General features: G+C 43.7%; 16 protein-coding genes and 9 tRNA genes. 19 read left to right on the top strand and 6 right to left on the bottom strand.

Annotated elements, in window-relative coordinates; all coding sequences use genetic code 11:
- Nucleotides 1–191: 191 nt before the first annotated feature.
- The 3 genes from ED652_RS17005 to ED652_RS16995 form a co-directional block, all read right to left on the bottom strand.
- On the bottom strand, nt 192–509 hold the full coding sequence (locus ED652_RS17005) for a cytochrome c (RefSeq protein WP_122055569.1): 318 nt from the start codon (nt 507–509) through the stop codon (nt 192–194).
- 89 nt (nt 510–598) lie between these two features.
- The gene (gene ltaE, locus ED652_RS17000) at nt 599–1603 is read right to left on the bottom strand and encodes a low-specificity L-threonine aldolase (RefSeq protein WP_122055568.1); all 1005 of its coding nucleotides are present in this window, start codon (nt 1601–1603) and stop codon (nt 599–601) included.
- Between the two features lie 39 nt (nt 1604–1642).
- Nucleotides 1643–2158, bottom strand: a complete 516-nt coding sequence (locus ED652_RS16995; RefSeq protein ID WP_122055567.1) for an NUDIX hydrolase — start codon at nt 2156–2158, stop codon at nt 1643–1645.
- A 287-nt stretch (nt 2159–2445) separates the two neighbouring features.
- Here ED652_RS16995 and ED652_RS16990 point away from each other — a divergent pair, with 287 nt between their 5' ends.
- The 7 genes from ED652_RS16990 (at nt 2446) to ED652_RS16960 (ending at nt 8576) form a co-directional block, all read left to right on the top strand.
- Entirely contained in the window at nt 2446–4101 is a 1656-nt protein-coding gene (locus ED652_RS16990; protein WP_122055566.1) for an ATPase RavA domain-containing protein, read from the top strand.
- 11 nt (nt 4102–4112) lie between these two features.
- The gene (gene viaA, locus ED652_RS16985) at nt 4113–5558 is read left to right on the top strand and encodes an ATPase RavA stimulator ViaA (RefSeq protein WP_122055565.1); all 1446 of its coding nucleotides are present in this window, start codon (nt 4113–4115) and stop codon (nt 5556–5558) included.
- Nucleotides 5559–5754: 196 nt separating this feature from the next.
- A tRNA-Cys gene (locus ED652_RS16980) sits at nt 5755–5828 on the top strand.
- Between the two features lie 44 nt (nt 5829–5872).
- A tRNA-Gly gene (locus ED652_RS16975) sits at nt 5873–5948 on the top strand.
- A gap of 80 nt (nt 5949–6028) precedes the next feature.
- Nucleotides 6029–6115: transfer RNA gene (locus ED652_RS16970), tRNA-Leu, on the top strand.
- Between the two features lie 64 nt (nt 6116–6179).
- Nucleotides 6180–6253: transfer RNA gene (locus tag ED652_RS16965), tRNA-Cys, on the top strand.
- Nucleotides 6254–6710: 457 nt separating this feature from the next.
- On the top strand, nt 6711–8576 hold the full coding sequence (locus ED652_RS16960; protein ID WP_122055564.1) for a methyl-accepting chemotaxis protein: 1866 nt from the start codon (nt 6711–6713) through the stop codon (nt 8574–8576).
- An 84-nt stretch (nt 8577–8660) separates the two neighbouring features.
- On the opposite strand, the gene ED652_RS16955 is transcribed toward ED652_RS16960, so the two are convergent.
- Nucleotides 8661–9449: a lipase gene (locus tag ED652_RS16955; RefSeq protein WP_122055563.1), complete on the bottom strand. Its 789-nt coding sequence runs from the start codon at nt 9447–9449 to the stop codon at nt 8661–8663.
- A 348-nt stretch (nt 9450–9797) separates the two neighbouring features.
- On the opposite strand from ED652_RS16955, the gene ED652_RS16950 reads away from it, so the two are divergent.
- The 9 genes from ED652_RS16950 to cobA all read left to right on the top strand — a co-directional run bounded on the left by ED652_RS16950 (nt 9798) and on the right by cobA (nt 16059).
- Nucleotides 9798–9884, top strand: a tRNA-Leu gene (locus tag ED652_RS16950).
- A gap of 83 nt (nt 9885–9967) precedes the next feature.
- Nucleotides 9968–10041 (top strand) — tRNA-Cys (locus ED652_RS16945).
- Between the two features lie 50 nt (nt 10042–10091).
- Nucleotides 10092–10167, top strand: a tRNA-Gly gene (locus ED652_RS16940).
- An 80-nt stretch (nt 10168–10247) separates the two neighbouring features.
- Nucleotides 10248–10334, top strand: a tRNA-Leu gene (locus ED652_RS16935).
- 64 nt (nt 10335–10398) lie between these two features.
- Nucleotides 10399–10472, top strand: a tRNA-Cys gene (locus ED652_RS16930).
- Nucleotides 10473–11155: 683 nt separating this feature from the next.
- The gene (gene nirB / locus ED652_RS16925; protein WP_122055562.1) at nt 11156–13714 is read left to right on the top strand and encodes a nitrite reductase large subunit NirB; all 2559 of its coding nucleotides are present in this window, start codon (nt 11156–11158) and stop codon (nt 13712–13714) included.
- A 15-nt stretch (nt 13715–13729) separates the two neighbouring features.
- Nucleotides 13730–14053: a nitrite reductase small subunit NirD gene (gene nirD, locus ED652_RS16920; protein WP_122055561.1), complete on the top strand. Its 324-nt coding sequence runs from the start codon at nt 13730–13732 to the stop codon at nt 14051–14053.
- 136 nt (nt 14054–14189) lie between these two features.
- Complete coding sequence (locus ED652_RS16915) at nt 14190–15005, top strand: formate/nitrite transporter family protein (RefSeq protein ID WP_017109568.1); 816 nt, start codon at nt 14190–14192, stop codon at nt 15003–15005.
- Nucleotides 15006–15282: 277 nt separating this feature from the next.
- Complete coding sequence (gene cobA / locus ED652_RS16910; RefSeq protein ID WP_102312041.1) at nt 15283–16059, top strand: uroporphyrinogen-III C-methyltransferase; 777 nt, start codon at nt 15283–15285, stop codon at nt 16057–16059.
- A 68-nt stretch (nt 16060–16127) separates the two neighbouring features.
- On the opposite strand, the gene ED652_RS16905 is transcribed toward cobA, so the two are convergent.
- On the bottom strand, nt 16128–16679 hold the full coding sequence (locus tag ED652_RS16905; RefSeq protein WP_122055560.1) for a DUF4174 domain-containing protein: 552 nt from the start codon (nt 16677–16679) through the stop codon (nt 16128–16130).
- Between the two features lie 155 nt (nt 16680–16834).
- Here ED652_RS16905 and ED652_RS16900 point away from each other — a divergent pair, with 155 nt between their 5' ends.
- From ED652_RS16900 to ED652_RS16890, 3 genes are all read left to right on the top strand, one after another.
- Nucleotides 16835–17308 (top strand): NYN domain-containing protein, encoded by a 474-nt coding sequence (locus ED652_RS16900; RefSeq protein WP_009845414.1) that lies wholly within the window; start codon nt 16835–16837, stop codon nt 17306–17308.
- An 80-nt stretch (nt 17309–17388) separates the two neighbouring features.
- Nucleotides 17389–18054 (top strand): response regulator transcription factor, encoded by a 666-nt coding sequence (locus ED652_RS16895; RefSeq protein WP_017104767.1) that lies wholly within the window; start codon nt 17389–17391, stop codon nt 18052–18054.
- On the top strand, nt 18051–19436 hold the full coding sequence (locus ED652_RS16890) for a sensor histidine kinase (RefSeq protein WP_122055559.1): 1386 nt from the start codon (nt 18051–18053) through the stop codon (nt 19434–19436). The genes ED652_RS16895 and ED652_RS16890 overlap by 4 nt, the downstream gene beginning before the upstream one ends.
- 188 nt (nt 19437–19624) lie before the next feature.
- Here ED652_RS16890 and ED652_RS16885 read toward each other — a convergent pair whose 3' ends face one another.
- Entirely contained in the window at nt 19625–20929 is a 1305-nt protein-coding gene (locus tag ED652_RS16885; protein ID WP_065105812.1) for a dicarboxylate/amino acid:cation symporter, read from the bottom strand.
- Nucleotides 20930–21254: the final 325 nt, after the last annotated feature.

Raw genomic sequence — 21254 nt, 5'->3', positions numbered from 1 at the left:
ATAGCTAAAGCTGACCGACTAAAGTCGGTGGTTTTAACCTTTTAGGAGACTAATAAATGATTGGTTGTATTGTAACGAGGTTTAGGCACAGAGCCCCGAGAGGGGGTGGGCGTAGCTGAACAGGTCGTAGGTTCTAGGTTTAGTTCGATTGAATTACACAACAAAGCCAACTCTCGATATGGAATAGAACGCTATCTAGATAATGAAGAATAATAAGCAGCAATATCTTTTAAATCTTGTTCATAAAGTCGACTTAATTGAGCCTTCATCATGTCAGCGTAGGCACCTTTACGTTGGTCGTTCTTATACATTTTCATAGTATTGAACAAATAGAGCTGGTCTTGCCCTTTAAGGTCTGGGTAGTTTTGATTCGTGTTGTCGCCAGCAACTGAATGGCAAAAAACACAACTCGGGGATTTCAGTTTACCGAGTTCTGGATCACCAAAGTCGTCTGCGTGAAGCGTGAAAGAGAGGGAAGCCGTTAGTAAGATTAGATACTTGTTGTACACATATATACTCCTGTGAAAACAAAAGTATAAAGCTTCCCCTTAGGGGAAGCTCAAGTATTAATAGCGATAGATGAGAACTTTGCTGAGAGTTACAGCGCTTTTTCTAATTCCGTTAGGAATCGAGCAATGTCTTCTGCACTAATATCACGGTGAGTAACAAAGCGAACAGGATTACCTGGTGACATCGTAATACCTTGTTCACCTAACTCTCGTGCGATGCGGTTTATATCTACGGACTCATCTAATTTAGCAAACACAATGTTAGTTTGGATGTAATCAGGGTTAACAGAAAAGCCTTCTAACTTGTCTAAACCAATCGCTAGATTTTTTGCATTGTCGTGGTCAGCTTTAAGTTGAGCCACGTTCTCCGTGAGCGCCATTTTCCCTGCTGCGGCAAGAATACCTGCCTGACGCATACCGCCACCCACCATTTTACGTAGGCGGCGTGCTTTGGCGATGTACTCTTTACTACCAAGAAGTAGAGAGCCAATCGGCGCGCCTAAGCCTTTTGATAAACAGATCGTCATTGAATCGAAGTGTTGTGCGATCTCTTTAATGTGAACATCCAGTGCCACTGCCGCATTGTATACGCGCGCGCCATCTAGGTGCATTTGCAGGCCGTGCTGGCTTACGAACTCGCGAGCTTCCGCCAAGTAAGACATCGGAAGTACTTTACCGTTAATGGTGTTCTCTAGGCTTAAAAGCTTAGTACGAGCGAAATGGCTGTCATCGGGTTTAATCGCAGCGGCCAGCTTTTTAAAATCTAACGTGCCGTCTGGGTTGTTCTCAATTGGCTGAGGTTGAATCGAGCCAAGTACTGCAGCGCCACCGGCTTCGTACTTATAGTTGTGTGCTTGTTGGCCACAAAGGTATTCGTCACCACGCTCACAGTGTGCCATTAAACCCAGTAGGTTGGCTTGTGTACCAGAAGAAATGAACATAGCCGCTTCAAAGCCGGTCTCATTCGCTGCCCATTGCTCTAGTTCGTTTACGGTTGGGTCATCTCCATAAACATCATCACCCACTTCTGCATTTGCCATTGCATCACGCATAGCTCGTGAGGGTTTAGTTACGGTATCAGAACGAAAGTCCATGTTTCTCTCCTAGAGTACTTTAGGTAGTCATATAATTGGCTATAGATAGCCGCATAGTTGGGCTTTGCTTAAACAAGCGATAGTTTTGGTATCGGTAATTTGATCGTGTCGTATTTTGTCGTGCAGTTCTTCTAGGCTTAGTTCGATCACCTCTATGACTTCATCTTCGTCGCATTTAAAGCGGGTAGTGAGGCTTAAGTCTTTGGCGACGAACAAATGCTGAATCTCATCACAGAATCCAGCTAAAGGGGTAACTTGTCCTAAGCTTTGAAAAGAAGTTGCACTGTAACCTGTTTCTTCTTCCAACTCTCGCTGGGCACATTCAAGAGGTGTCTCACCAATTTCCATGGTGCCAGCCGGTAATTCTAAAAGCCATTTTTTAAGAGAAGGGCGAAACTGGTTAATGAGGATGATGTTTCCAGACGAAGTGATAGGAAGAATAACGGCCGCGCCGGGGTGGTTTATTGTTGTATGTTTTACCACGACGTTCGTAGGGAGCGTCACGTTCTCTTCGATGAGAGAAATACTTTTCCATTGATGGATAACTTTACTCATGCAGTCTGGCCACATTCCTTGCCAATTTTTCGGATAACTGAAGACGTGCACCACCATAACGTCTATGGTGTCGAAAATAAAAGAAAAATTAGGCTTAGCAATAGATTTAATTTCACGCCATTCGTGATGCTACTCTCATAATTGGAATCTATGATTACGCAAAAATTGCAGCGTAACCATCTGATATAAAGGCAACTCAATAATAAAAGATGCTTGTAACAAAGTGCTAACAAATGTATAAAAACGTATCTACACTCTCAACTGTTCAAAGATTTTCGGAGTAACGCATGAACCCTTCTATTTCCTCACATGCTGACAAGGCGCTACTCTCTGAAAGAATCAATAAATTAGCGCATGCTCTCTCTGATGGCGTTTATGAAAGAGAAGACACCATCAAGCTTTGTTTACTGGCGGCTCTTGCCGGTGAAAGTGTGTTTCTATTAGGCCCTCCGGGCATCGCAAAAAGCCTTATCGCTAAACGCCTCATCCAGGCTTTTGACAACAGTAGCTATTTCGAATATTTGATGACACGTTTCTCTACACCAGAGGAAGTGTTTGGCCCGCTAAGTATCCAAGAATTAAAAGACAACGGTCGTTACGTAAGACTGACCGAGGGTTACCTACCAACCGCACAAGTCGTATTTCTTGATGAGATTTGGAAAGCAGGTCCTGCAATCCTAAATACGCTTCTTACTGTAGTGAATGAAAAAACATTTAAAAATGGCGCAGACATCGAGCGCGTGCCTATGCGTTTGTTGGTTTCAGCCTCTAACGAACTTCCAGACGAAGACAGCGGCTTAGAAGCTCTTTACGACCGAATGTTGGTTCGCGTGTTCGTAAACCGTATTCAAAACAAACAAAACTTCAAATCGATGCTGACGACTGGCACATCTCAAGAAGCTGTGATTCCAAAGGGTTTGGCAATTACGGATATTGAATACCATCAATGGCAGAAAGAACTCGATAAGCTTGAACTGACGGACAACTCGTTTAACAAGTTGTTTGAACTGAAAACTATGCTGGAAGAGACCGTTAAGAATCAGGGCTCATCATCAGAGTCTGAATTGTATGTCTCAGACAGACGTTGGAAGAAAGCGGTTAAACTATTGAAAGCGAGTGCATTCTTTAGTGGCCGTGATAGTGTGAATCCGCTGGACATTATGCTTCTACAGGATTGCTTGTGGCATAGCCCAGAATCACGCGATGTGGTTCGTAGCGTGGTAAAAGACTTTGCATTAAACCGAGCGTTTGATCAGCAGGAGTCGAAATCTCAAATCGAAATGTCACGTGAAGAGCTAGAAGAAATTCAAGATGATGTTGAATCAACGTTGTCGGTGTCTCTCTCTATGGAGTCAACCAGCGGCTTACTGCGTAAAGACGTTTACCAAAATGATATCAAGAACGCGAAAATGTACAGCGTCGGCAGCGCTTACAACCTAGTTAAACTGGTTATGCTGCAAAGCAACATGTCAGTTTCTGAATCTGAGAAAGGCGATAGCCGCTGGGTATACGTAGCCAAGGATGATTTTGATCGTGCGCTAAAAGAAGGCCACGGTGATATTTACGGTTACGTAAATGAAAATAAAAACCTATGCCGTTTAAAACTCGACTTGGATGCATCGAACCAATTAGTGATTAAAGACATTGCCAATCGCTCTGTATTGGTGAGCGTGGTTACCACCGATGGTTTGGACCAAGAACTGTATAACAAGTGGTTGAGTGGCGCTGATAAAGCCTTAGAACAGTTAACTGAAGCTGAATTCAAGTTAAAGAGAGTTCGAACTGAATTCCATGATGCGTTGCCTCATAACTATATTGATCCTGATTTACCGAAGGCAATGGAAGCAAGCTTGCAAGCGGTAACGCAAGATCTTGAAACCACAAAAGTGAAGAGCAGTAAGATCGCACAGCGTATTAAGTTCATGAGTCAGTACTTCGAGTAAGGGGAGAGCATATGTTAGGAGCAGACGGCTTAAACCTCGCTTTGATGGTGGCTGATTCAGGTATCATTGATACCGCGATGAATGATCTCATTGCTCGTTCTCAAGTCATGATGGCTGCTGAGAACAAAGGCGTTAAAACATCAGTGAAAAACCACTTAGTTAAATGGCGCGGTAAAGTGAAGAAACGTGTCACTAAGGTGTGTGAAACTGATCGTTTCCAAGAAGAAATTGCATTGTACCAAGAGGTTATCTACTGGGATGAACCCCAGTTTTTTGATGAGATTGACAGTGTCATCAAAAAATTGGAGTGGCACTCAGCGTTCTACCTTCAAGCAAGACGTTTAATGGAAAACAACAAAGGCGTTTATAACGCAATGTTTCCACACTACTTTTGCGACCAGTGGTATCAATCGCTTTCAGATGCGATTAAGCAAGCTCAAGTAACCGAACTTGAAACAAGCAAAGAAAAAGTCTTAGCTGACCTTTATCAACGCATGGAAACCATGAAAAACATGGATAAAGTGACGGAGTCTGGTGATGAAGGCAGTGTAGGGCGCTTGTGGGACATGGCTTCGGCTAAGTTGAGTAAAACCGACCTAACAGTAATGAAGCGTCATGCGGAGTTTCTAAATAAGCACAAAGGCCTTCAAGAAATTGCTGAAAAACTAGGTCGCATGGCTGGCTTAGAAGATGACCCTTCTTTGCACAAAGCCCCTGTAGAAGAACTACAGATGGTTGAAGAGAAGACCGATGAGGCAGTCGATGATATTGTTGGGATCCACGAAAGTGATGACCTCAACAAGATGCTGCCGAACGAAACCATGTTCTTAGCGTACCCAGAGTTAGAAGTCATTTTCTACAAACACTTGGCCGACAAGCGTTTGCTTAGCTATCGTTCGCAAGGTAAATCTCGAACCCTACGTAAAGTCAAAGCTCAAAAGCCAGACAGCAAATCGGTGGACATTGAAAAAGGTCCATTTATTGTTTGTGTTGATGCGTCCGGTTCAATGAGCGGTTTCCCTGAACAGTCGGCGAAAGCGGTGGCTTATGCCTTGATGCAAATAGCCTTAGCTGAAGAGCGCGATTGTTATGTGATTTTGTTCTCTTCAGAACACATAACTTATGAATTGACTCGACAAGACGGGCTACGTGAAGCCAGTGACTTCCTAAGTTACTCATTCCACGGCGGGACAGACCTTGAGCCAGTGCTAATGAAGTCGATAGATTTGATGATGGGCGACAAGTACAAGAATGCTGATTTAATCGTGCTTTCTGACTTTATCGCGCCAAAGCAGTCTGATGAAATGATTGCTCAAGTCGAGAAACTTAAAACGCACAAAAACCGTTTCCATGCAGTTAGTCTTTCTAAGTATGGTAACCCTCAACTTATGACCATGTTTGATCACTGTTGGTCGTATCATCCAAGCCTCGTTGGCCGCTTCATGAAAAAGTGGTAGTGCGCAAACACCTTAAATGAATCGACTTGCTGTATGCTTTTTGATTAAAAAGATCGAACATGCAGCAATTTGATTTAAATGTCAGCAAACAGAATTTAAATTCACATTTTTGTTTGACTATCTTCACTCAATCCGTAAAGTAGGCACCCGAACACAGCGGGGCTAACGTTTGGTCGGTTCTAACGTGTTGAAAAATGGCGCCTTGGCAGAGTGGCTATGCAGCGGATTGCAAATCCGTGGACCTCGGTTCGACTCCGGGAGGCGCCTCCATTCTCTTTCTTATTTAGTTAATTAGAGATTAGACGAATGAAATTGCGATACTAGCTCAGTTGGTAGAGCGCAACCTTGCCAAGGTTGAGGTCATCGGTTCGAACCCGATGTATCGCTCCAAATTTTGTAATGTTGATTCATTTTGACATTAAGATGGTGTTTTACTTTTCAGTAATCGGCATCGCAATAAAGAATTGCGTGCCCTGGTGGTGGAATTGGTAGACACAAGGGATTTAAAATCCCTCGGCGTTCGCGCTGTGCCGGTTCAAGTCCGGCCCGGGGCACCATCTATTTGATTGTTATCTTGTTTGGTAGTAATCAAAAGAGTTGTTCTCTTTAAACACTATTGAAGGCGCCTTGGCAGAGTGGCTATGCAGCGGATTGCAAATCCGTGGACCTCGGTTCGACTCCGGGAGGCGCCTCCATCATTTAGAAGAAACCAGTCCTTGTGGCTGGTTTTTCGTTTCTGGCTTCTTTGTTTCTTGTTTCTTCATCCTTACCTCTTCATTTCTCCCCTTTACCTTTCATAGACCCACTCTATTTTGATGAGATCCTAAGTTGAACCTTTGTTGATAGACAGGTAAATAAATCAAAGTCACAATTAACCATAATGCTCAATTTGTTTCATTGTTTTATGGGATAACCCAAATTAAAACATGTGTATGAGTGATAGTGTCCCTCTTTTATTCTGTGAATACAGAAAACCACGGGTTTACCCGTGGATGAATGCCAATTCCAAAATTACAGCGTAAGCTGTTTGTAATTTTGGTCAACGCTTTAGCGTTGTCACGGTAAGTACCCCGGGCATGCCCGGGGGAATCTTCATTTCTTTAATTGTTCTATAAGAGGTTCTTAAATATGCAATTTAGTCTAAAGAGGAAAATGGTTTTCTCTGTAGTTTTGGCGATTGCTGTTACATCTGCCATTCTTCTTTTCATGGGTTATAAGACGTTTCAAACAAACAGCTGGCAAGCAATAGAAAGTGAAAGTCGTAATACACTTCAAGCTCATGCAAAGGGCATCAGTGACTGGTTTTATGATAAGAAACAAGCAGTACACGGACTTAAGCAACAAGTGCAGCTTAACCCTTCAATAGATATCGTTCCTCATTTACGTCAAACCTTGGTATCTGGTGGGTTTGGATTGAGTTATTACGGTAACAAAGAAGGTGAGATGTTCCGTCATGATCCTTCATTGAATAAAGCGGGCTATGACCCAAGAGTCCGAGGTTGGTACAAACAAACCTTAGCTGAGAACCGCGCAGTGACAACCAAGCCGTATGTGAGTGTGACGATGCAAACCTTGGTGGTGACACTGACAGACCCTGTGACCGAGAATGGATCGATCATCGGTGTTGTTGCATCAAACTTGGCATTAGACAAATTGATTGAAGACGTATTAGCCATTCAGGTTCCGGGGAATGGGCGTGCGATTCTGATTGATAAACAAGGAACGGTCGTTGCTCATCAAAATAAAGATTTCATTCTGAAACAAGTCAATGATATTGCGCCAGAGCTGAGTGTGTCTGGCTTGAACAGTGCTGCGCAAAACTTGACGACGATCTTTACTCAAGTGGATGGTGCTGAGCGAGTCATCATGGCTGAGCCAATTAAAGGCACTGACTGGTTACTTGTGATTGAAATGGATAAAGAGGTACTAGAGCAGCCCCTGTTCGATATGTTGATTAGCCAAATCACCACAGGTTTGATTGTATTGATCGTTATGGCTGTAGCAACCTCATGGTTTGTGGCTCGTCAATTAGTTGAACTGGGGCGAGTGAGTGAAGCATTGGCTGATATTGCGGAAGGGGAAGGCGACCTTACCCAAAGACTACAAGTGTCGAGCCAAGATGAGGTGGGTCAACTTGCCGATAAATTTAATGTCTTCGTTGATCGGCTCCATCAAATGATGCAAAACGTCACTCAAGTTTCTACCGCGATGAATAGTGGTGCCGAGCATGCTAATACCAGTGCGATGAAGCGCAGTGATAGTGTAAGCAGGCAACAAGATGAGATCACGATGGTGGCAACGGCTGTGACAGAAATGGCGACAGCAACAGCCGAAATCGCCACGAATGCAGAGAGTACGGCGAAAAGTGCGACTCACTCGGTGGAGTTGAGCGAGCAAGGCTTCCAACAGATGGCTAAAAGCCAATCATCGATTAATGACCTCGCTACTGAGCTAACAAGTGCTGTGTCTATCATCAGTGAGCTTGAAGAGCATGGTCAGCAAATCGCGTCTATCTTGGCGACGATTCGTGAAATAGCGGAGCAAACGAACTTACTCGCGCTTAATGCGGCTATTGAAGCTGCAAGGGCAGGTGAACAAGGGAGAGGTTTTGCTGTGGTGGCTGATGAGGTCCGTGTGCTTTCTCAACGTACTCATGCTTCAACAGAAGAGATCGAAGACAAGATAAAACGCCTACAGCAAGCGACTAATGGTGCGGTTAAAGTGATGACACAAAGTCACGATATGGCGAAAACAAGCGTGCACGATGTGGATATGGCCGGAGAGAGCTTGGCTCAAATCCGTGAAGCGATTCAGATGATCAGTGATATGGCGACTCAGATTGCCTCAGCTGCTGAAGAACAGTCTTTAGTCACCGCGGAAATCAATGCGAATACGGAATCTGTCCGTGAAGTCAGTGATGTAATGGCACTTGATGCAACAGATGCAGTCTCGCAAGCCGATCAACTCAGCCATTTAGCTAACGACCTTAAACAAGAACTCTCAAGATTTAAACTTTAAGTTCAGTCAAAACCATACAGAGCACAAGTCACTCACAGGCTTGTGCTCTTTTTTATGCAGCCAGCGTCAACTTGATTTACTGTCTCAGTGCTTATCAAAGAAATCTTTGTTACGGATATACTTGCTCATTAAGTGGTAAGAGAAAGGCCTTATCAACCAGCTAAAGATAGAGCGACCAAGGCGGATTAATGTCGGTGTGTTTTCGTAGATCCTACCATTATAGAGCCAAAGCACTTTCCCTACATGCCAATACAATAGGGGCACGGGCGGCATGAAGGTGACAATATCGATGTCGCAACAGATACGGTAGGTTTTCTTACTCAAACGGTAGTTCTTTTTGAAACTCCAATCACCCACAGCGGGTTGGCCAAAAGTGACAATGCGTTTAATACAGCCTGGGTACTTTTGATCTAAGTAGTCAGCAAACACACAACCAATAGCGCCGCCAGAAGAGTGCCCGGTGATAGAAATCCTTTTTCCTTGTTCTAACAATGGTATGAGCGTGGCCTCTAAGCGTTCGATAACGGTTTGCCCAAGCTTGTCTTCGTTACGACTCGGTTGGCTTTCTTGAAACATGAGATGATAGAAACCAGCATGAACACGATAGTTGAGCCCAATTTTTTTACAGCTTCTTGTCCATAGAGCAAAGGTAAGCAACCAATCTGAGATACTATGCGATCCTTTGATAACCACAACCACTTCATCTTTATCGTTGCTCCACAACACTCGAATCATGGTTTTGCCAAACTTATTCTTGATGATGCGCTGTCCATTAGGGTCAAAACCGTAACGAGTTTGCTTAAAGACTCTAGGGTAGGCGAGGTTACAGAGCACGGCGTAGCGTTCATATTGGTATCGTTTAAGTGGTTTCACGTTTTTATTTCGTAATAGTCGTTACTTAAAACTTTAGTCTTTGAATGTGAAAAGCACATGAAAACGAGGGAGTGTTTTGTTCATTCAATGGAATCAACAGTATTTAGTGAATCTCCAAACTGGATTTCGGCTTATGAGTTCCTGTTAAAATTAAAACCTACGTATAAGAACCGTACAAGCTGCACTAAATTCATTCGTTTGAGTTCGATAATTAATCACTTGAATTGAAAGATAAAATTTACTGTTGACGAATTTTTTCTATCCGTTAAAGTACACCTCGTTCTCACGGCTTAGGTCGCAGAGAGATGGTGTTTTACTCTTCAGTAATCAGCATCGCATGATTGCGTTGCCCTGGTGGTGGAATTGGTAGACACAAGGGATTTAAAATCCCTCGGCGTTCGCGCTGTGCCGGTTCAAGTCCGGCCCGGGGCACCATCTATCTAGTTTCTACTTTAAGTAGAGTGTTGAACAAAGAGTGGTTCTCTTTAAACACTTCAATATATTTATATTTTGATTAAGGCGCCTTGGCAGAGTGGCTATGCAGCGGATTGCAAATCCGTGGACCTCGGTTCGACTCCGGGAGGCGCCTCCATTCTCTTTCTCTTACGTTTTGATAAGGTAAGAAATTAGAAGAATGAAATTGCGATACTAGCTCAGTTGGTAGAGCGCAACCTTGCCAAGGTTGAGGTCATCGGTTCGAACCCGATGTATCGCTCCAAATTTTGTAATGTTGATTCATTTTGACATTAAGATGGTGTTTTACTTTTCAGTAATCGGCATCGCAATAAAGAATTGCGTGCCCTGGTGGTGGAATTGGTAGACACAAGGGATTTAAAATCCCTCGACGTTCGCGTTGTGCCGGTTCAAGTCCGGCCCGGGGCACCATCTATTTGATTGTTACCTTGTTTGGTAGTAATCAACAGAGTTGTTCTCTTTAAACACTATTGAAGGCGCCTTGGCAGAGTGGCTATGCAGCGGATTGCAAATCCGTGGACCTCGGTTCGACTCCGGGAGGCGCCTCCACTATTCAACGTTGAAAGGCCAGCAGAAATGCTGGCCTTTTTGCTATCTGAAATTTCATATCCTCGCGATTCCTCGAAACTGCTGACGTTTACTATCTGTTATTGCATTTTAAGTTTCTTAATTTCTTAATTCTGAACTGGTCTAGTGGCTTCGTTACTCTATTAGCCGTTTAAATACTTTAGATATGTGGCCGGAGTAGGGGCTGGTGTTGAGATAAAACTTAAATCAAACTTTTCCATTTACGTGTTTGCCAAACTAACTGTTAATCGGGTGTGGTGTTTGTGAGTAAAATAGACAGTTCGACGAGTATGCCGTCTGAGGTTTTAGGCATTAAGTTCTTCACATTTATACATAGTTACTCATGAACCTGTAACGCTTTCATGAGTTCTTACACTTCTCAAGTCTTTAAATGAAAATGATTGTCATTTACTTACGTTATTGCTAACCTATTGTGAAAGTTTACAACCTACTTCTTAATGCGTTGAAGTGTATATAAAATCCCTCTAAACCCTACCAAACCTACGGTTATTCGTTTGCTTTGACTGATAATTAAGCAGATCTACCTCTTTTGTTCTACCCCTTTTGGGTAGTTCGATTTCGTAATTGATTTACATCATATTTTCATTTTCTTTCATAATTCATTATTCGTGTAGTTAAGAAATATATAACCTTCAGGAATTCTTATGAGCAAGATGAAGCTAGTCGTAATCGGTAACGGGATGGTAGGCCATCGCTATATCGAAGATTTAGTCGAGAAGACAGATGTCGCTAACATGGACATCACGGTGTTCTGTGAAGAGCCTCGCGTAGCCTATGATCGTGTACACCTTTCTTCTTATTTTTCACACCATACTGCGGACGAACTTTCTTTAGTTAAAGAAGGCTTCTACGAGAAACACGGCATCAATATGCTGATCGGCGAACGTGCTATCAACGTTAACCGTGAGAAAAAGACTGTTTACTCAAGCACAGGTCGTGAAATTCAATACGACAAGCTTGTTCTTGCAACCGGTTCTTTCCCATTCGTTCCGCCAATCAAAGGTCACGAAGGTAAAGACTGTTTCGTTTACCGCACAATCGAAGATTTGAAAGCGATTGAAGCAACCGCTAAGAACTCAAAATCTGGTGTTGTTGTTGGTGGTGGTCTACTTGGCCTTGAAGCGGCAGGTGCACTGAAAGCACTTGGCGTAACCACACATGTTGTTGAGTTCGCTCCTAAGCTAATGGCTGAGCAACTTGACCAAGCGGGCGGTAACCAACTTCGTCAAAAAATCGAACGTATGGGCGTAAACGTTCATACAAGCAAAAACACGCTAGAAATTGCTCCTGAAGGCACTGAAGCTCGTAACGTGATGCGTTTTGCAGACGGAACTGAGCTAGAAACTGATTTCATCGTATTCTCTGCTGGTATTCGCCCACAAGACAAACTTGCTCGTCAAATGGGCTTAGGTATTGCACCTCGTGGCGGCATTGAGATTAACGATCACTGTCAAACGACAGACAAAGATGTTTACGCAATCGGTGAGTGTGCGTCTTGGAACCAAACGTTCTACGGCCTTGTTGCTCCTGGTTACAAAATGGCGACCGTTGCTGTTGACCACGTTGTTGGTAACGAAAGTACATTTGAAGGTGCTGACATGTCAGCGAAGCTGAAGCTTCTTGGCGTGAAAGTGGGTTCTATCGGTGACGCAAACGGTCGTACTCCGGGTTGTAAGAGCTACGTTTACCAAAACGAAGAGTCTGAAGTTTACAAACGCATCATCGTTTCTGAAGATAACAAGAAGTTGCTTGGCGCCGTAATGGTCGGTGACACATCTGATTATGGCGATCTTCTACAGCTAATGCTGAATGAAATCGAGCTACCAGAACACCCAGATGCATTGATTCTTCCTGCTCACGCGGGTGCTGAGAAGCCAACACTTGGCGCGGATTCTTTACCGGAAACTGCTGTTATCTGTTCTTGTTTTGATGTAACGAAAGGCAAGATTGCTCAAGCGGTTGCTGAAGGTCACCACACCATTGGTGATATCAAAGCAGTCACTGGCGCAGGCACAGGTTGTGGAGGTTGTATTCCTCTTGTGACTTCAGTGCTAAATGCTGAACTTGCTAAAGCGGGTGTGGAAGTGAAGAACGACGTTTGTGAGCACTTTGCTTACTCTCGCCAAGAGCTTTTCCACCTAATCCGCATCGAAGAAATCAAAACATTCGATGAGCTACTAGAGAAGTACGGCAAAGGCTACGGTTGTGAAATCTGTAAGCCACTAGCGGGTTCTATTCTTGCTTCTTGCTGGGGTGAACACATCCTTAAGCCTGAACTAGTAAAACTGCACGATACCAACGATAACTTCCTAGGTAACATCCAAAAAGATGGCACTTACTCAGTTATCCCTCGTATGGCGGGTGGTGAAGTAACGCCTCAAGCACTTAGCGTTCTTGCGGATGTTGCGGCTGAATACAACCTGTACACCAAAATCACAGGTGCACAACGTATTGGTCTATTTGGTGCACAAAAAGATGACTTACCAGCAATCTGGAAGAAGTTAATCGCTGCAGGTTACGAAACGGGTCAAGCCTACGCAAAAGCACTTCGTATGGCTAAGACATGTGTTGGTTCAACTTGGTGTCGTTACGGCGTTCAAGATTCAGTTGGCCTAGGCGTGATGATCGAGAACCGTTACAAAGGCATTCGTACTCCTCATAAGATGAAGTTTGGTGTGTCGGGTTGTACTCGTGAGTGTGCTGAAGCTCAAGGTAAAGATTTAGGTATCATCGCAACAGACGCTGGTTGGAACATGTACGTGTGTGGTAACGGTGGTATGAAGCCTCGTCACGCAGACCTACTGGCAAGCGACCTAGACCAAGAAACACTGCTGAAATACATCGACCGTTTCATGATGTTCTACATTCGCACGGCTGCGCCACTACAACGTACTTCGGTATGGATGGACAACCTAGAAGGCGGCGTTGACTACCTTCGTGAAGTGATTGTTGATAACAAACTTGGCATCAACGACCAGCTTGAAGCTGACGTGGCTGGACTCGTGGGTAACTTCGCTTGTGAGTGGACTGACACTATCAACGACGAAGCTCAACTTAAGCGCTTCTCACACTTCATCAATGCTGATGACCGTGATGAAAACGTTGTGTTTGTTAACGACGGCCGTGAACAACACCGCCCAGCAACATTTACAGAAAAACACCCAGAAGCGAAGGGCGACATCCTTCACATTGAACTGGTTTAATTGGGAGACGACATCATGGCATTTACCAAAGTTTGTAAGATCGAAGATATTATTCCAGGTACCGGTGTTTGTGCATTGGTTGGTGGTGAGCAAGTTGCTATTTTCCGCCCAACTAAAGCCGAAGAAGTGTTCGCTATTAGTAATACTGACCCGTTTTTCCAATCAAACGTTTTATCTCGCGGTTTAACGGTTGAGCACAAAGGTGAGCTTTGGGTGGCGAGTCCACTTAAGAAGCAACGCTTTAACCTAGCAACAGGTGTGTGCATGGAAGACGAGAACTTCAGCGTGAAAGCGTATAAAGCTCGTATTACTAAAGGTGCTGTTGAAATCTCATCATAATCGAATACGCAACAAGATTTGATAGTTCAAGGGTTCTAGTTCCCAACATTGCCTTAGCTTGGCAGCTAGAGCCTTTTCCTATCCAATTTTAACTTTTAATTTTAACTTTTAATTTTAACTTTTTAAGGACAACCTTATGTCTCCTGATTTTAAACCAGCTGAATTCGTTCAAACGATGATCGATGTGGGTGAAGCGAAAACGAAAACAAGTACTCGCGATCTTCTGATTCGAAGCACAATGGCAGGCATCATTCTTTCTCTTGCTGTTGTTGTAGCAATTACGACTATTGTGCAAACAGGCATTGGTATTGTTGGCGCTCTTGTGTTCCCAGTGGGCTTCGTCATTCTAAGTGTTATGGGCTACGACTTAGTAACGGGTGTATTTGGCCTTGCTCCTTTAGCGAAATTCGATAACCGCCCAGGTGTGACTTGGGGTCGTGTTCTACGTTGTTGGGGTATTGTTGGCCTTGGTAACCTCATCGGTTCTCTAATCGTTGCGGTATTGGTTGCTATCTCATTAACGGGTAACTTTTCTTTAGATCCAAACGCAGTAGCACAAAAGTTCATTGCGGTTTCTACAGCTCGTAGCTTAGGTTTTGAAAACATGGGTATGGACGGATGGATCACGTGTTTCGTACGCGGTATCTTCTGTAACCTAATGGTATGTCTAGGCGTGATTGGTAACATGACAGCACGTACTGTGTCTGGTCGTGTAGCAATGATGTGGTTCCCAATCTTCATCTTCTTCGCACTAGTATTCGAGCATACAGTAGTAAACATGTTCCTATTCCCACTGGGTATGATTCTAGGCGCTGATTTCGGTATCGCGACATGGTTGAACTTCAACCTTATCCCAACAATCCTAGGTAACATCGTAGGTGGTTTGTTCTTAACATGTGTACCTTTGTTCCTAACACACGCAAGAACAGCTCCTTCTCTAGGTGCTAAGTAATTCTGAATACGGTGAAACGTAATTTAGTATGAGACTAAGAGCCCCAACAACATGTTTGGGGCTTTTTTAGTTCGAAAGCCCTTATATCATTGCGCAAATTACTCGCAATAGACTGTTTTGTTATAATTACTTCTATCTTCGTTAGTACTTAGACTGAATATTTAACTCAACACCTGATAGTCTAAGGGTTAAGGATTTGGATAAGTCATCATGAATACAGTGACTTATCACATAGATTGAAGCTTGAGATAAAACAAGCAAACCTTCGGAGCACAGCATGTCAGAAGTATCGTCATCGAATGTTAAAGAAGTAACCAAAGGATTGGTTTCATTAGTAGGCGCGGGCCCTGGAGACCCAGACTTACTTACCCTCAAAGCGGCACGTGTTATTCAACAGGCTGATGTGGTCGTTTATGACCGCTTGGTATCTAAAGATATCTTGGCAATGGCTAACGCCGAGGCAGAAATGCTGTATGTGGGGAAAAAGCTCGACCATCACTGTGTACCACAAGATCAGATCAACCAACTGCTCGTGACTAAAGCGCAAGAAAATAAGCATGTTGTTCGCCTTAAAGGCGGTGACTCGTTTATCTTTGGTCGTGGTGGCGAAGAGTGTGAAACTCTCGCTGAAAATGGTGTGAAGTTTGAAGTGGTACCCGGCATCACTGCAGCTGCGGGTGCGACGGCTTACGCGGGCATTCCGCTTACACATAGAGATCACGCACAAAGCGTTCAATTCATTACTGGTCATCTAAAGAAAGATGGTGAAGATATTGATTGGCGTTCGCTTGCTCAGCACAACCACACGATTGTGTTCTACATGGGTCTGAAAGAGAGCCCGAACATTCAGAAAAACTTGCTTGATAACGGTATGCGAGCAGACATGCCCGTTGCGATTATTGAAAATGGCACGCGCCAAGAACAAAAAGTGTTCCGTGGTGGTTTGAGTGACTTAGCCAACCTTGCGAGTGTCGCAAAAAGCCCAGCGCTTATCGTTGTTGGAAGTGTTGCTCAGCTCCATGAAAAACTGGCTTGGTTTAACAAGCAAGCTTAAGTGATTGATGATCAAGCTTAGCTTGTTAGCTTGTTAGATGGTTAACCAAAGGCTTAGCTGACTAAGAATCAAATACTGCAGCGGCTGCCTTGTCGCTGCATCTCTTGTTTACGCATCGGCATCTCGTCGATCAGGTTAGTGATCAAGTTCCAATCTGTTTTTCCGCTCCATCTGTGCTTCTCTTGTCCGTCTTTACCTATTAAAACAGCGGTATGCGACCCTTTTTGTATCTCATAGATGCTCGTTACTGCCTCTAGATTAAACTCCTCATCAAGCCATGTCGGTACGGTATAGCCACTTTCTGCTATTACCATCACGACCACATCACGTTCGTCCAATTGACAGTTGTTTATCAGTACTTCATTGAGAAACGCTTTAACGACAGAGTCTTCCGTTGGCGCGAAATAGATCACACTGCGATGAGGGAGTAATTTGGAATGGGAATAGGCTGGGTAGGCGTGTAACGAGTTAACTGACAGAATCATAAACATAACCGCGCTTGTTACTAGAGTTTTCAGTGATTTGGATAATGCTTTGGCTAACGCTGCGCAGCAAAGTGTCAACACTGAGCCGTTGTTGTCGCTGCGAAGACATGATCTAATTGTTTGTCGGTACTGCATGTTCCACCTTCCTTGATAAACTCAAACAAGCTCTGAATAAAGTTAATAACAATTACGTTAAGCATAGCTAATGAGTTCATTTTTATTAAAGAAAGCGGCTCGCATTTTAGAGTTGAATAGAATAGGGTATACGGAAAATCTAAAGGTATGAATTTATGGAAAACATAGCAATTTTGGTCGACGTTCAGAACGTTTACTATACAACGCGTGACAAATACCGTTCTAACTTCGACTATAACCAGTTTTGGTATGTTGCCACGGAAGGGCGTAACGTGGTTGAAGCCAATGCTTACGCGATCTCTAGCCAAGATCCAAAACAGCGTCAATTCCACCACATCCTTCGTGGTGTTGGCTTTAACGTGAAGTTAAAACCGTTTATTCAGCGTCGTGATGGGAGCGCAAAGGGGGATTGGGATGTCGGTATCGCGTTAGATGCGATAGAACTTGCTGAGACAGTTGATACCATTGTTTTAGTCTCTGGTGACGGTGATTTCGAAATCCTTGTTGAGCGAATCAAAGAACGATTTGGTAAGCCAGTTGAAGTGTATGGTGTACCGGGATTAACTGCTCAAAATCTTATCGATTCTGCCTCAAAATTTGTACCGATTGAAAAAGATTTCTTACTATAGGGTAAATCTCGCATTTTATAATTGAAATCAATAATAACGATAATTAAAATGCAAACTATTATTATTTATCGGTTTGTATGATGTCGCGCGTTTTAGTTGTTGATGATGATATTCAGTTATGTGAATTGTTGGGTGAAGTCTTAGAAAATGAAGGGTATCACGTTGATACCGTTCATTGTGGCGAGTCTGCGCTTGAGTTCATTCAGTCTCACCCTGTTGATTTAGTCTTACTTGATGTAATGCTACCTAACCTAAGCGGTATTCAAGTTGCTAGACGAATTTGTCAGCGCTTTGCTACCCCCATTCTTATGCTAACCGCTCTTAACGACGATGCCTCGATGCTCGACGGCTATCAAGCGGGAGCTGACCAATACATCGCCAAACCTTTCAATGTTCCTGAACTGCTGACCCGCATTAAGGTGATCTTGCGCCGAGTTGGCTTCGAACGTCAAAGACAGTCTTTAGCTTCATCTAACCATGGTTTGTGTGAACAACTTTCTCGTTTACCACTAACCGGCACTGAAAAAGATCTGCTTGATTACTTGGTCAAAAATGACGGTATCGTCGTATCGAAATCTGACCTTCAAATCCATGTGCTTAAGAAAGAGCTTTGTCCTTTCGATCGTAATTTAGATATGCATATCAGTAACATACGTCGGAAATTGGTGCAGGCTGGCTTGTCAAAGCAACATATAAAAACCGTTCGAGGTAAAGGCTACAGTTACCTAGAGTCGGTAGGGGTATGAGTAAAAAATTGCTGCGTTGCCCTGATTTTATTGGCAAGCGTAAGGATGGCTTAACGTTTCAATTATTCAGCTACCTGACGGTGATCCTAGTAAGCATCTTGATCCTTCAAGGTGTGGCGGAACGAGCACTGATGAAAGCCTTATTGAAGGTACCTGAGTCGGTAAAGTCTGAAATGCTCGACCTTGCCTATCAAGCCAACGTGCTGATTGAGGAAGGGGATATGGATGAGTTAGCCGACTGGGGTAATGCACAAGGTTATTATCTATTCGTTATCGATGAGAATAATCGACCCATTACTCATCGACATATGCACCCGCACTTTGAATTCAAACTCAAGTACTTGCGCACCTTAGATCATCAGTTGAGCGATCGTGTCAGTAAGCCTATCTTCGGTTTGCCACTGAATAATGGCAACACGTTAGTCATTCAACTACCGCACCAGTTTCATCCGGCCAAGTCCTTTGCTCCATATTCCTACATGCTGAAAGCCTTGATTGCATTGGTCGTATTGTCGCTGTTCTCCATTATTATGGCAAAAAGCCTGCAGCAACCTCTGGATCGTTTAAGGGAGGCGAGTCGAAGATTAGCGCAAGGGGATTTCTCGGTGAGTGTGGTGTCTGAGCTTGATTCAACCACGCGTGAATTCAACGAACTTGCCCATGATTTTGATCATATGACTCGTGAGATTAAGTCACTGGCAGAAAAGCAGCGCCGTTTGATTCGTGATGTGTCCCATGAGCTACGAACGCCATTGGCAAGGCAAAATCTCGCCTTACATCTTTTGCGCAGCAAGGTCGATGATAAGAGCATTAGCTTGCTTGAGCGAATGGAAAGCGAAACTGAAGAGATGAATAAGCTGGTGGGGGAAATCCTTGAATTCAGCCGCCTTGAAACGTCTCGTTATGACTCCAAGTTAAGCTTGATGCATCTTGAGCATTACTGTTCGATGCTCATCGCGCAGATGCAAAACGACTTGAAGCCGAATCAAACCTTAGTGGGCGATTTAGAGACGCCGACATCAATGGTTCATGTTGATGAGAGGTTGCTTCTCAGAGTGATTGGTAATTTGGTCGGTAACGCAATTAAATACGCCGGTGAGAATGCTCATGTTGTCGTGACTACTTACGAATTGTTAACCGACAAACGTTACAGTGTCATATCTGTAGAAGATGACGGTGATGGCATTCCTGATAATAAGATTGCAGGTATATTCGACCCGTTTACTCGCATAGAGTCAGCGCGCGATAAACAGTCTGGTGGTTACGGGTTAGGCCTCGCGATTGTTAAAGAAGCGATGGGTGTGATGAATGGGCATGTGACCGCTGAGAACAGAGAAGGTGGGGGACTGAGAGTAAACTTGATGTTCCCAATCAGTGATTAACTTTCCCTAATGCGAAGTACGTAAAATAGCTAATTATCTCAACTCAGTTGTACTGACTTAAGCGATACCCAATAAAAAACGCCACTGCAGATGCAGTGGCGTTTTTGTTTATACGCTTTTCATTATCAGCTAAGGCATAGCCATTAATTACGCCTTAGCTTGGAGATAAGAGCGACAGAGAAGCTAGATTATGCCTGTTGGCGTGCTAGCTTAACTTCTTCTTCTTTCTCACCAGCTGCTGGGTCATTGAAGCGAGACTCATCAAGAGAACCTTCAGACTTAGCAACGATGATAGTTACGGCACTATCACCTGTGATGTTTACTGCGGTACGAATCATATCAAGAAGGCGGTCAACACCCATGATTAGAGCAATACCTTCAAGCGGTAGACCAACTTGGTTCAATACCATCGCTAGCATAACAAGACCAACACCAGGAACACCTGCAGTACCAACAGACGCCAATGTCGCTGTTAGGATAACCATTAGGTAATCACCCATAGTCAGGTCGATGTTGTAAGCTTGTGCGATAAACGCAGTCGCAACACCTTGCATTATAGCTGTGCCATCCATGTTCACTGTTGCACCTAGTGGTACTGTGAATGAAGCGACTTTGTTGTCTACGCCCATGCGGTTTTTAGCCGTTTCCATTGTCACTGGAATCGTTGCGTTCGAAGAGGCAGTTGAAAACGCAAACATGATTGCATCTTCCATTTTGCGTAAGAACGTAATCGGGCTTAGGCCTGTGAATCCTTTAAGCATCGCACTGTAGGTAACCAAACCGTGTAGAAGTAGGGTACCTGCAAGCACTAAGAAGTATTCTGCTAGGTTCCAAATTGCGCCTAAACCAAGGCCAGAGAACAGCTTCGCCATCAAGAAGAACACACCGTAAGGTGCAAGGTTCATCAGAAGAGCGACAAGCTTCATGATCACTTCGTTCAAGTCAGAGAAAACCGCGGCGATACGCTCACCAGGTTTACCCGCTGCACTGATTGCAATACCAAACAACACAGCAAATACGATAACTTGCAGCGTTTTACCCTCAGCCATCGCCTGAATAGGGTTGGTTGGGAACATGTCGATGATTACTTGGCCCAAAGAAGGGGCATCAGCTGATTTGAAAGAGCTCGCAGCAGTAAGATCCGCACCAGCTCCAGGTTGGAACAGGTTACCGATAGTAAGTGCTAGAGTGATAGCAACGGCTGTAGTACCGATATAAAGTGCAAGCGTTTTGCCCCCCATACGGCCAAGAGTTGATAAATCTTTAAGAGAGCTTGTACCGCACACTAGTGAAACGAAGACTAGAGGCACAACAAGCATTTTTAAACTGGCGACAAAAATCTGTCCGCCTACTTCGAAGAGTCCGTTAACGATGTAGTTGTTAACAAATCCGCTGTCTGCAAAAAGGGATTGAATGGCAAATCCCGTTAATATGCCCACGACCATACCGAGGATAACTCGACCAGTTAGAGACATAGGTTTCTTGGTATTCATTTAGAACACTCCTTATTATTTATAACTTTGATACCTTTTCAAAGTGAGCAGGAGATTAGCAGTCGGTTGTTCAAATCGAAAAACAAAAAATGAGTTTGAAATTATAGATGTGATCACAATCACTGATAATTGTGTAAATTAAACAAATAAAAACAAAGTAATTCACTATCTATTTACATTTATCGAGGGTTTTATACATAAATCCGTCGTTTCAAAGGTAGTAAATAAGACAAGATAATTTTCTTATCGATCGTCATATCTTAAATAGACCAAGCAAATAATGGTGTTTCAGAAGATTCGAAGATAACTGCGAGGTTTTTATTCA

It is taken from the genome of Vibrio sp. Evd11 (assembly GCF_900382755.1).
In the GTDB taxonomy this organism is placed as follows: domain Bacteria; phylum Pseudomonadota; class Gammaproteobacteria; order Enterobacterales; family Vibrionaceae; genus Vibrio; species Vibrio lentus.
This window is presented reverse-complemented; position numbering and strand designations above follow the sequence as displayed.

Coding starts and splice junctions, on each gene's coding strand:
- ED652_RS16960 (WP_122055564.1), top strand. CDS start 6,711: ATGGTTTTCTCTGTAGTTTTGGCGATTGCTGTTACATCTGCCATTCTT.
- ED652_RS16990 (WP_122055566.1), top strand. CDS start 2,446: ATGAACCCTTCTATTTCCTCACATGCTGACAAGGCGCTACTCTCTGAA.
- cobA (WP_102312041.1), top strand. CDS start 15,283: ATGTCAGAAGTATCGTCATCGAATGTTAAAGAAGTAACCAAAGGATTG.
- nirD (WP_122055561.1), top strand. CDS start 13,730: ATGGCATTTACCAAAGTTTGTAAGATCGAAGATATTATTCCAGGTACC.
- ED652_RS16895 (WP_017104767.1), top strand. CDS start 17,389: ATGTCGCGCGTTTTAGTTGTTGATGATGATATTCAGTTATGTGAATTG.
- ED652_RS16900 (WP_009845414.1), top strand. CDS start 16,835: ATGGAAAACATAGCAATTTTGGTCGACGTTCAGAACGTTTACTATACA.
- nirB (WP_122055562.1), top strand. CDS start 11,156: ATGAGCAAGATGAAGCTAGTCGTAATCGGTAACGGGATGGTAGGCCAT.
- ED652_RS16885 (WP_065105812.1), bottom strand. CDS start 20,929: ATGAATACCAAGAAACCTATGTCTCTAACTGGTCGAGTTATCCTCGGT.
- ED652_RS16890 (WP_122055559.1), top strand. CDS start 18,051: ATGAGTAAAAAATTGCTGCGTTGCCCTGATTTTATTGGCAAGCGTAAG.
- ED652_RS16915 (WP_017109568.1), top strand. CDS start 14,190: ATGTCTCCTGATTTTAAACCAGCTGAATTCGTTCAAACGATGATCGAT.
- ED652_RS16995 (WP_122055567.1), bottom strand. CDS start 2,158: ATGAGTAAAGTTATCCATCAATGGAAAAGTATTTCTCTCATCGAAGAG.
- ltaE (WP_122055568.1), bottom strand. CDS start 1,603: ATGGACTTTCGTTCTGATACCGTAACTAAACCCTCACGAGCTATGCGT.
- viaA (WP_122055565.1), top strand. CDS start 4,113: ATGTTAGGAGCAGACGGCTTAAACCTCGCTTTGATGGTGGCTGATTCA.
- ED652_RS16905 (WP_122055560.1), bottom strand. CDS start 16,679: ATGCAGTACCGACAAACAATTAGATCATGTCTTCGCAGCGACAACAAC.